The organism is Streptomyces sp. NPDC054883, assembly GCF_053610645.1.
Map to the genome: position 1 here is coordinate 96,410 of NZ_JBSGYT010000023.1, position 9,408 is coordinate 105,817.

Below are 9,408 nucleotides of genomic sequence, written 5' to 3' on the forward strand. Positions count from 1 at the left end.
AGCGTTATTCTCCTCAAACGCATGCCACCGTCCATCTGTCGCCACGACGGGTGAACGGTCCCGCACTGCACGTGATGGAAGCTCTGCCTCTGGGAGTCCCGTGTACCCACCTGTCGGGGTTGACGCCTCGGGCCTGGCTACGCTGCGCGCAACGGTCCTCGACCACCTGCGCGGCTTCGTCCCCACCGCGTACGCCGTCCCCGCCTTCGCCGCCGCGGTCCCTGCCGGCCTCGGCCCGGCCGGTCCTTGCTACGCCCTGACCGACGGCGGAGCGACGGTGGGCAGACGCGGTCGCGCGGGCGGTGCGGGCACCGCCTCCGGCACCAGCGCGCCCGCCGCCCGCCGCCCCACCGCGGACAGCGACCAGGCCCGCATGATGGACCTGGTCGAACGCGCCCAGGCCGGCGAGGCCGACGCCTTCGGCCGGCTCTACGACCAGTACAGCGACACGGTGTACCGCTACATCTACTACCGCGTCGGCGGCAAGGCGACCGCGGAGGATCTCACCAGCGAGACCTTCCTGCGCGCGCTGCGCCGCATCTCCACCTTCACCTGGCAGGGCCGCGACTTCGGGGCCTGGCTCGTGACGATCGCGCGCAACCTGGTGGCCGACCACTTCAAGTCCAGCCGCTTCCGCCTGGAAGTGACCACGGGCGAGATGCTGGACGCCAACGAGGTGGAACGGTCCCCCGAGGACTCCGTCCTGGAGTCCCTCTCCAACGCGGCCCTGCTGGAGGCCGTGCGAAAACTCAACCCGCAGCAGCAGGAGTGCGTGACCCTGCGCTTCCTGCAAGGCCTCTCCGTCGCCGAGACGGCCCGGGTGATGGGCAAGAACGAGGGCGCGATCAAAACGCTCCAGTACCGGGCGGTCCGCACCCTGGCCCGCCTCCTCCCGGACGACGCCCGCTGACCGCCTCCCGCCCCCGATCCCCTTGATGACTCCGATGCCGCTGTGGTCCGATCATCCTTCGTCCGTAACCCAAGTGCCGCGCCGCTCGTTGTGCGGAATGCAGGCTCCCTGTGGACACGCCCTGCCCGAAGCCGCTCACTCGAAAGTGTGGATGTGCTCAAGGAAGGCAACCTTCCGGACACCTGGGGGAGTCGATCGTCATGACGAGAGGAGGTGCCGCCAGTGATCGCGAACGTGACTCCGCACCGGCGGGCGAACGCCTTCGCCCAGGCCCTGGAGGAGCGGACCCCGTCCGACCCTTCGGAACCGGACCCGGCGGCCGAGCAGTCCGAGGCACCTGCCGAACCTGCCGACCACGACCGGTTGTTGGCCCTGGCGAACGTGCTCGGCGAAAGAATGCCGCGCCCGGTGCTGGACCCCGAGGTCAAAGTGGTGCAACGAGCACAGCTCGTCGCCGCCATGGAGGCCCTGGCGAAGGAAGAGAGGGCCGGAGGCAGTGCCGCACCGGACCCTCTGGTGCCCGAACAGCGGACCGGCCGCGGCGCCCACCGGGCGACCTCGCTCCGGAAGATGCGGCCCCGCTCCCGCTGGTCCAAGGGCATCGCAGCGGGCGGCCTCACCGTGGGTGTGGCCGCGGGGGCCTTCGGCGGAGTGGCCGCTGCCAGTACGGACGCCCTGCCCGGTGACTCCCTCTACCCCGTGAAACGGGGCATGGAGGACCTCAAGCTGGGGATGGCCGACGAGGACTCCGACCGGGGCGAGCTCTACCTCGACCAGGCCTCGAACCGGCTCTCGGAGGCCCGCAGACTCATGGAGCGCGGCCGGACCGGCGTCCTGGACCACGAGTCCCTGGGCGCGATCCGCCGGGCCCTGGCGGGCATGAGCCACGACGCGGCGGAAGGCCACCGGCTGCTCCAGGCGGCCTACGAACGGGACGGCTCGCTCGGCCCGATGCAGATGCTGTCCTCGTTCTCCCGCTCCCACCGGGACGCGTGGGGCAAGCTCCGCGAGAAACTCCCGGTGCAGCTCACCGACGTCGGGGGCCAGGTCGAGTCGGTCTTCCAGGCCATAGACGAAGACGTGGCGCCCATCCAGAACCTGCTGCCCAAGCCCCCGGAGCAGTCCCGCGGGTCCACGGACGGCCAGGCGAAGCCCAGCGCCTCCCCCGGCAAGCAGCAGCCCGAGCCCCCCGCAGGCCACCCGGCGGCGTCGCCCCCGAGCACGCCCCCGTCAGCGGCCTCCAAGCCCCCGGCTTCCGGCGGGCTCCTGGGCGGCACCGGCGATCTGCTCCACCCGCCGGCAGAGGGTCAAGCCACACCGCCCCCCTCGGGAGCGGCCCCGGCACAGCCCCAGCCGGACATCACCCTCCCGCCGCTCCTGCCCGGCCTGCTCCCGGGCCTCGGCATCAAGGCGGAGGACGCCGAATAGCGCGGAGCGGTGCCCGGCGGAATCGTCCGCCGGGCACCGCTGCGTCGTACCCGGGAACCGGGCCCGGCCTCGGAAGGGCCGCCCTCAGAAGAAGACCGACCGCCGCTGGACGAGCAGCCGGTACAGGGTGTGCTGTATCTGCTCCCGCACCTGGTCCGTCAGGTTGAACATCAGCATCGGATCCTCCGCCGCCTCCGCCGGATACCCGTCCGTGGAGATCGGCTCCCCGAACTGGATCGTCCACTTCGTCGGCAACGGCACCATCCCGAGCGGCCCCAGCCACGGGAACGTCGGAGTCACCGGGAAGTACGGCACGCCCAGCAACCGCGCCAGCGTCTTCGCGTTGCCGACCATCGGGTAGATCTCCTCCGCCCCCACGATCGAACAGGGCACGATCGGCGTCCGCGCCAGCAGCGCCGTCGACACGAACCCGCCGCGCCCGAACCGCTGGAGCTTGTACCGCTCCCCGAAGGGCTTCCCGATCCCCTTGAAGCCCTCCGGCATCACCCCGACGAGCTCCCCGGCCTCCAGCAGCCGCTGGGCGTCCTCCGAGCAGGCCAGCGTGTGACCCGCCTTGCGGGCGAGCTCGTTCACCACCGGCAGCATGAACACCAGGTCCGCGGCCAGCAGCCGCAGGTGCCGCTCCGCCGGATGGTGGTCGTGCACCGCCACCTGGAGCATCAGCCCGTCCAGCGGCAACGTCCCGGAGTGGTTCGCCACGATCAGCGCGCCGCCCTGCTTCGGGATGTTCTCGATGCCCTTGACCTCGACCCGGAAGTACTTGTCGAACAGCGGCCGCAGCACGGACATCAGGACCTGGTCCGTCAGCTCCTTGTCGTAGCCGAAGTCGTCGACCTCGTACTCCCCGGTGATCCGCCTGCGCAGGAACGCCAGCCCGCCGGCGATCCGCCGGTCCCAGTCACCCGGCCGGCCCACGGCCCCGGCGGCCTCCCGGGCCTCCACCGCAGGCTCCGGTACCGGCTGCACCACCGGCTCCCCGGCCGGCGGAGCCAACCGGACCCGCCGCGACGGCCGCCGCCGCGGCCGCTCCTCGTCGAAGGGGATGACCTTCGCGTCCGCCACTATCGCTCCGCTCCCTCAGCCGCCGGCCCGACACCCGACAGATCCGCGTTCAGCATCCCGGCCACCCGGTCCACGGCCCGCCCCACCCGCTCCGGCGGCAACAGCCCGCTTCCCCGGCTCCGCGCGAAGTCCGCGAACGTCTCGGCGGTCGTGTACATCGGCTCGAACCCTAGGGTGGACCGCATCTGCGTGGTCTCCACGACCCGCCCGTGCGTCAGCAGCCGGATCTGTTCGGGCGAGAACTCCGTCACCCCGACCGCCCGCAGAGCCGACCCCACCCACGTCACCGCGGGCATCACCAGCGGCACCGTAGGCCGCCCCAGCCGCCGCGCGCACTGCGACAGCAGCAACACCCCGTCGCCCGCGATGTTGAAGGTACCGCTGTTCAGCGTCCCCCGCTCGGGCTCGCCGGCCGCCAGCCGCAGCACGTCCACCACGTCGTCCTCATGGACGAACTGCAGCCTCGGGTCGTACCCCAGCACGGTCGGCATCACCGGGATCGAGAAGTACTCGGCCAGCGCCGAATCCGCGTACGGCCCCAGGATGTTCGCGAACCGCAGCACGCACACCGCCACGTCCGGCCGCCTGCGCGCGAAGCCCCGTACGTACCCCTCGACCTCCACCGCGTCCTTCGCGAAGCCGGCCGCCGGCAGCGACTTCGGCTGCGTGGTCTCGGTGAAGACGGCCGGATCCCGCGAGGTGCCCCCGTACACACTGGTACTGGACTTCACCACGAGCCGCCGTACCGTCGGGGACTTCTGACAGGCCCCGAGCAGCTGCATCGTCCCGATGACGTTCGTTTCCTTCACGGCGCTGCGCGCACCGCCACTGCCCGCGCTGCCTCCCGTCACGGCGAGGTGCACCACCGTGTCGACGGCGTGCTCGGCGAGCACCCGGGCGATGGCCGAGCGTCTGATGTCCGTACGCACGAACTCGGCCGAACCGAGCCGGTGCGGAGGACTCACCGAATCCACCGCGATCACCCGCTCGACATCCGGCTCCCGCTGGATGCGCCGCACGAAGCGGCCCCCCAGCTGCCGGGCAGCACCAGTGACGAGAACGACCTTGCCCACGAGTTCAGCGCCTCCCTCGAAGAAGTCCCCCGGCTACACCGCAGCCCCTCCACCAGGATGGTGGAGGGGCTGCGGAGAACACGTACAGCTGCCGTTTACTTCTTGTTACGGCGCTGGACGCGGGTGCGCTTGAGCAGCTTGCGGTGCTTCTTCTTGGCCATCCGCTTACGCCGCTTCTTGATAACAGAGCCCACGACTACCCTCGCTCACTTCTCGGAACATCCCCGCGCCAGCGGGGATCGGTGCGGGGCGTCTGGGCCCACACGACCTACGTCGGCCTAGCCTACCCGCCCGAGCTCTGAGCTTGTAATCCGAGGGCAACCCGAGAGTCATCTCAAGCCGACTCCACCCCCACATAGGACTCTCGGAGGTACTCGTGAACCGCGTTCTCGGGGACCCGGAAGGACCGGCCCACCCGGATGGCGGGCAGATGACCGTTGTGCACCAGGCGGTACACGGTCATCTTCGACACTCGCATCACCGAGGCGACCTCCGCCACGGTCAGGAACTGAACCTCACTGAGAGGCCTCTCGCCAGCAGCCATGACACACCTTGACCTTCCGCGCATGACGGGCACCGGCTTCCCCTCCGGTTACGCCCCGTCGTCGCACGCTCACTCCCCAGAGTAGGGGCGTGTGATACGAGTGGGGAAGAGGAGCTACGGCCACTCCTGACGCCACGGCAGACCGGCCCGGTCCACGACGTACCGCGTGAGGGGCCGGTAGAAATCCGCGCGCACCCCGTCGTCAAGCGGAACCGCCACCGCGACCCGCCCCTCGGACTCCCCGACGAACAGCGCGGGATCGTCCGTATCCGCCAGCCCGATCGCCGCCACACCCAACTGACCTGCACCGCAGACCCATCCGTGGTCCCCCACCACCAGTTCCGGCAACGGCCCGCCCGAGTCCGCCAACGCCCCCAGCGCGATCCGAACCGGCAGCGGCGAATGGGTGTGCGCGCCGGTGACACTCGCAGGTGGCCGCGCGCCGGGTTCCCGCACCAGTGCGACCCCCCGTACGTAATCGATGCGGTGTCCGCGTACGCCGAACCGGGTCGCCATGTCGACACGGACCCCCTGCGCCGGGGTGAGGACAACACAGCCCGCCGCCGACAGGGCCCGCGCCAAACTGGCGTAGAACCCCAGGAGGCGGTGCGGATGCCCCGTCCCGAACAACACGGGCGACCGCGCCCGCGCCACCTCCCGCAGCCGCGCCGCGAACGCCTCCAGCCCGGCCAGCGTCCGCTCCGGATCGATCACGTCCGGCCCGCTGACGTGCGACGGGTCCGCGGAGACCCCGCACCTGTCGGCCATCAGCCGCAGCAGCTCGCGCTCACCCCACCCCCGCTCCGGCTCCAGCCCCAGCAGCACCCGCGGATCACGCGCCGCGAACAGTCTGTAACTGCGCAGGCTCTCCTCACGCGAGGTGGCGACGGGCCCGGCCAACCGGGAGGCCAGCAGATGCGCACGCAGCGCGCCGGTGCTCAACACCCTCCGATGCTGCCGCACCCGCCCCGGCGCCTCAGCAATTCCGCCGAACCGCCCCACCGTTGGCGTAACGATGCTTCACCGCGCGCACCCCCTACACGAGCATCCCGCGCACCGGGAACACCGCCCGCCGCGTCGCCAGGACGGCCTGATCCGTACTGTCCGCCGGGTCGTAGCCCGCCTCCCAGTCCCGCCATCCCACCGTCCGGCCGTCGGTCATCCGCGCCGGCCCCGGCTGCCGGGTCCGCGCGTACACCTCGCTCCGCCACTCCGGCGGCACGGCCGAAGCCGGATCGACGGGCCGGTGCGCCGCGATGCCCACCAGGTGGGTCCAGGAGCGCGGCACGACGTCCACCACGGCGTAACCACCCCCGCCCAGGGCGAGCCAGCGGCCGTCCGCGTACTCGTGGGCCAGCCGGTGACACGCCTCCTGGACGGTCCGCTGCGCGTCCAACGACACCGCCAAATGGGCCAGCGGATCCTCGAAATGGGTGTCGGCCCCGTGCTGGGACACCAGTACCTGCGGCCGGAAGTCCGCGAGCAGCTCGGGCACCGTCGCGTGGAAGGCGCGGAGCCAGCCCTCGTCCCCCGTCCCCGCCGGCAGCGCCACGTTGACCGCCGAGCCCTCGGCGGCCGGGCCGCCCGTCTCCTGCGGCCAACCGGTCTGCGGGAACAGCGTCCGCGGATGCTCGTGCAGGGACACCGTCAGCACCCGGGGGTCGTCCCAGAACGCCGCCTGCACCCCGTCCCCGTGGTGCACGTCCACGTCCACGTACGCGACGCGCTGCGCGCCCAGCTCCAGCAGCCGGGCGACCGCCAGCGCCGCGTCGTTGTACACGCAGAACCCGGCCGCCCCGCCCGGCATCGCGTGGTGCAGCCCGCCCGCGAAGTTCACCGCGTGCCCGGCCTCCCCGCGCCAGATCGCCTCCGCCGCCGCCACCGACTGCCCGGCGATCAGCGCCGACGCCTCGTGCATCCCGTGGAAGGCCGGATCGTCAACGGTCCCGAGCCCGTACGAACCGTCGGCAGCCCCGGGATCGGCCGACGCCTCCCGCACCGCGGCGACGTAGTCCTCCCGGTGCACGAGCCGCAGCGTCGAATCCCCCGCCGCACGGGCCGCCCGCACCTCCATGGCCCGGTCCAGCCCGAAGGCCCGCACCAGTCCCATGGTCAGCGCCAGGCGCACCGGGTCCATCGGATGGCCCGGTCCGAAGTCATACCTCGTTACCGCCTCGTCCCACATCAACAACCCGGTCACCGGCTCGCCGCTCATGCCCGACACCGTATCGGGCCCCGCCGACCCCGAAGGAACGGGCATAGAACAGCGTCACCAACACCAGCACCATCGGTACCAGCATCGCCCCGCGGTAGCTCCAGGCGTCCCCGATCCCGCCGACCAGCGGCGAACCGACCAGGAAGCCGACGTAGTTGAAGATGTTGAGGCGGGCGATGGCCGTGTCCGACGCCCCGGGGAACAGTCTCCCCGCGGCCGCGAAGGTCTGCGGCACGATCACGCACAGCCCGATCCCCAGCAGAGTGAAGCCGAGCATCCCCGTCCACGCCCCGGGCGCGGCGGCCACCACCGCGAACCCGCCGGCCGCGACCACCGTCCCGGCCCGCACCACCGCGACCGGCCCGAAGCGGCGCACGCCCAGGTCCCCGACGGCCCGCCCCAGCAGCGTGGTCGCCATGTACACGTTGTACGGGACGGTCGCCAGCTGCTCCGAACTCCCCAGCACGTCCTGGAGGTACTTGGCGCTCCAGTTCGAGACGGTCGAGTCCCCGATGTACGCGCACGCCATCACCAGGCACAGCGGCAGCAACAGCCCGAACCCGCCGGCCCCCAGGCCCTTGCCCGCTTCCACCCCCGGGCCCGGTCCGCCCTGGTCGACGTAGAACCGGCTCCCGGCCACGACCGCCGGCAGCAGGAGGACGACGGCCGGCAGGTAACTCACGAAGAGCCCCAGATGCCAATGGGCCCCCGCCCACGCGGCTGAGGCCCCGAGGATCCCGCCCAGGCTGTACGAGGCGTGGAACCCGAGCATGATGCTGCGGCCGTACGTGCGCTGGAGGCTCACCCCGAGCATGTTCATGGAGGCGTCGAGCGCCCCGACCGACAGCCCGAACGCGCCGAGCGCCAGGGCCACGTGCCACATCTGATCGCCGGCCCCGGCACCGAGGAGGGCGAGCAGCACCAGCGGCTGGGCCCACCGCAGGACCACGCTGGGCGCGACCCGCTTCACCAGGTGCTCGGTCGCGACGCTGGCGACCCCGGCGAGGACCGGCACAGCGGCCAGGAACGCGGGCAGCAGCCCGTCGGATATCCCGTACTGGTCCTGAATCGCCGGGATCCGCGTCACGAGCAGGGCGAAGGTCACCCCCTGCACGAAGAAACTGAACCCGAGGGACAACCGGCCACGGCGCAGCCGCACGTCATCTGTCATGGCGGCTCAGCGTAGGGGGCCGGACTACCGGTGGGTAGAGCGATCACACACCAATCGCGGGCTCGCGGGCCGGTCACCGTTCACCCGTGCGTCACTCCTCGATGCCGAGCAACCGGATGAGGTCCTTCATCTCCCCGAAGCAGGCCTTGGCGCCGGCCAGCTGGTCGGCGGGCATCATCCCGGTGAATCCGTACACGTCCATCCCGGCGGCCACGGCCGCCTCGACCCCGAGCGGGCTGTCCTCCACGACCACGCACCGCGCCGGTTCCACGCCCATCCGGCCGGCGGCGTGCAGGAACAGATCGGGCGCGGGCTTGCCGCGGCCCACGTCCTGCGCGCTGAAGATCCACTCCTCCTCGAACCACCCGTCGATGCCGGCGGCCCGGTGCCCGACCCGGATCCGCTCGTGGCTTCCGGAGGAGGCGAGACAGTAGGCGATCCCGTGCGCGGTCAGCGCGCCGAGTACCTCCTCCACCCCCTCGACGGGCCGGAGCTCCCGCGCGAACGCCTCGAACGTCCGCGAGTGCAACATCTCGTCGAATTCCTCGGGCAACCGCTGCCCGGTCCGCTCCAGTACGAGGTCGTGCACCCGGTGCACGGCGCCGCCCATGTAGTCGCGGAGCGACTCGTCGTACGAGGTGGGATGCCCGAGCTCGGTCAGGTAGCCGGCGAGGATCCGATTGGCGAGCGGCTCGCTGTCCACCAGCACGCCGTCGTTGTCGAAGATGACGAGGTCATAGCCCATACGACCACCCTACGAGTCGCCGGCTCGGCGGCCGTGCGACCCATGCCGGGCATCCGTAGGACTTTTTACGCCGCCAGCCGGTAAACGCAGAAAAGCCCCGCACCGTGCCCCCCGGAAGGGGCTGGTGCGGGGCTTTCCCACAATGATTGTTCGGCGGCGTCCTACTCTCCCACAGGGTCCCCCCTGCAGTACCATCGGCGCTGAAAGGCTTAGCTTCCGGGTTCGGAATGTAACCGGGC

General features: G+C 71.4%; 10 protein-coding genes and 1 rRNA gene. 2 read left to right on the plus strand and 9 right to left on the minus strand.

All coding sequences use genetic code 11. From position 1 onward, the window contains the following. Nucleotides 1-100 precede the first annotated feature (100 nt). Together ACWGH1_RS18890 and ACWGH1_RS18895 are read left to right on the plus strand one after the other, a co-directional pair. A complete protein-coding gene (locus tag ACWGH1_RS18890; protein WP_453356039.1) occupies nucleotides 101-910 on the plus strand; it encodes an ECF subfamily RNA polymerase sigma factor, BldN family in 810 nt (269 codons plus the stop codon). A 222-nt stretch (nucleotides 911-1,132) separates the two neighbouring features. Continuing rightward, nucleotides 1,133-2,338 (plus strand): DUF5667 domain-containing protein, encoded by a 1,206-nt coding sequence (locus tag ACWGH1_RS18895; RefSeq protein WP_453356040.1) that lies wholly within the window; start codon nucleotides 1,133-1,135, stop codon nucleotides 2,336-2,338. A gap of 84 nt (nucleotides 2,339-2,422) precedes the next feature. On the opposite strand, the gene ACWGH1_RS18900 is transcribed toward ACWGH1_RS18895, so the two are convergent. The 9 genes from ACWGH1_RS18900 to rrf all read right to left on the minus strand — a co-directional run. Continuing rightward, complete coding sequence (locus ACWGH1_RS18900; RefSeq protein ID WP_453355130.1) at nucleotides 2,423-3,421, minus strand: lysophospholipid acyltransferase family protein; 999 nt, start codon at nucleotides 3,419-3,421, stop codon at nucleotides 2,423-2,425. Further along, nucleotides 3,421-4,494 carry an NAD-dependent epimerase/dehydratase family protein gene (locus tag ACWGH1_RS18905; protein ID WP_453355131.1) on the minus strand — a complete coding sequence of 358 codons (1,074 nt, stop codon included), beginning with the start codon at nucleotides 4,492-4,494 and terminating at the stop codon, nucleotides 3,421-3,423. Before ACWGH1_RS18905 ends, ACWGH1_RS18900 begins: the two co-directional genes overlap by 1 nt. Nucleotides 4,495-4,589: 95 nt before the next feature. After that, nucleotides 4,590-4,688 carry a 30S ribosomal protein bS22 gene (locus tag ACWGH1_RS18910; RefSeq protein WP_003948845.1) on the minus strand — a complete coding sequence of 33 codons (99 nt, stop codon included), beginning with the start codon at nucleotides 4,686-4,688 and terminating at the stop codon, nucleotides 4,590-4,592. Nucleotides 4,689-4,828: 140 nt separating this feature from the next. Further along, complete coding sequence (locus tag ACWGH1_RS18915; RefSeq protein WP_008738568.1) at nucleotides 4,829-5,038, minus strand: helix-turn-helix domain-containing protein; 210 nt, start codon at nucleotides 5,036-5,038, stop codon at nucleotides 4,829-4,831. Nucleotides 5,039-5,152: 114 nt separating this feature from the next. Further along, entirely contained in the window at nucleotides 5,153-5,983 is an 831-nt protein-coding gene (locus tag ACWGH1_RS18920) for a phosphatase (RefSeq protein ID WP_453355132.1), read from the minus strand. Nucleotides 5,984-6,074: 91 nt separating this feature from the next. Next, the gene (locus ACWGH1_RS18925; protein ID WP_453355135.1) at nucleotides 6,075-7,223 is read right to left on the minus strand and encodes an acetoin utilization protein AcuC; all 1,149 of its coding nucleotides are present in this window, start codon (nucleotides 7,221-7,223) and stop codon (nucleotides 6,075-6,077) included. Next, on the minus strand, nucleotides 7,195-8,424 hold the full coding sequence (locus tag ACWGH1_RS18930) for an MFS transporter (protein ID WP_453355133.1): 1,230 nt from the start codon (nucleotides 8,422-8,424) through the stop codon (nucleotides 7,195-7,197). Before ACWGH1_RS18930 ends, ACWGH1_RS18925 begins: the two co-directional genes overlap by 29 nt. 91 nt (nucleotides 8,425-8,515) lie before the next feature. Continuing rightward, nucleotides 8,516-9,169 (minus strand): HAD family hydrolase, encoded by a 654-nt coding sequence (locus tag ACWGH1_RS18935; protein ID WP_453355134.1) that lies wholly within the window; start codon nucleotides 9,167-9,169, stop codon nucleotides 8,516-8,518. Between the two features lie 148 nt (nucleotides 9,170-9,317). Next, nucleotides 9,318-9,408 (minus strand): 5S ribosomal RNA (gene rrf / locus ACWGH1_RS18940); the annotation flags it as partial.

What these genes read in the sequence shown, in the direction of transcription:
- ACWGH1_RS18915 (WP_008738568.1), bottom strand. Translation starts at nt 5,038, where the DNA reads ATGGCTGCTGGCGAGAGGCCTCTCAGTGAGGTTCAGTTCCTGACCGTG.
- ACWGH1_RS18925 (WP_453355135.1), bottom strand. Translation starts at nt 7,223, where the DNA reads ATGTGGGACGAGGCGGTAACGAGGTATGACTTCGGACCGGGCCATCCG.
- ACWGH1_RS18930 (WP_453355133.1), bottom strand. Translation starts at nt 8,424, where the DNA reads ATGACAGATGACGTGCGGCTGCGCCGTGGCCGGTTGTCCCTCGGGTTC.
- ACWGH1_RS18935 (WP_453355134.1), bottom strand. Translation starts at nt 9,169, where the DNA reads ATGGGCTATGACCTCGTCATCTTCGACAACGACGGCGTGCTGGTGGAC.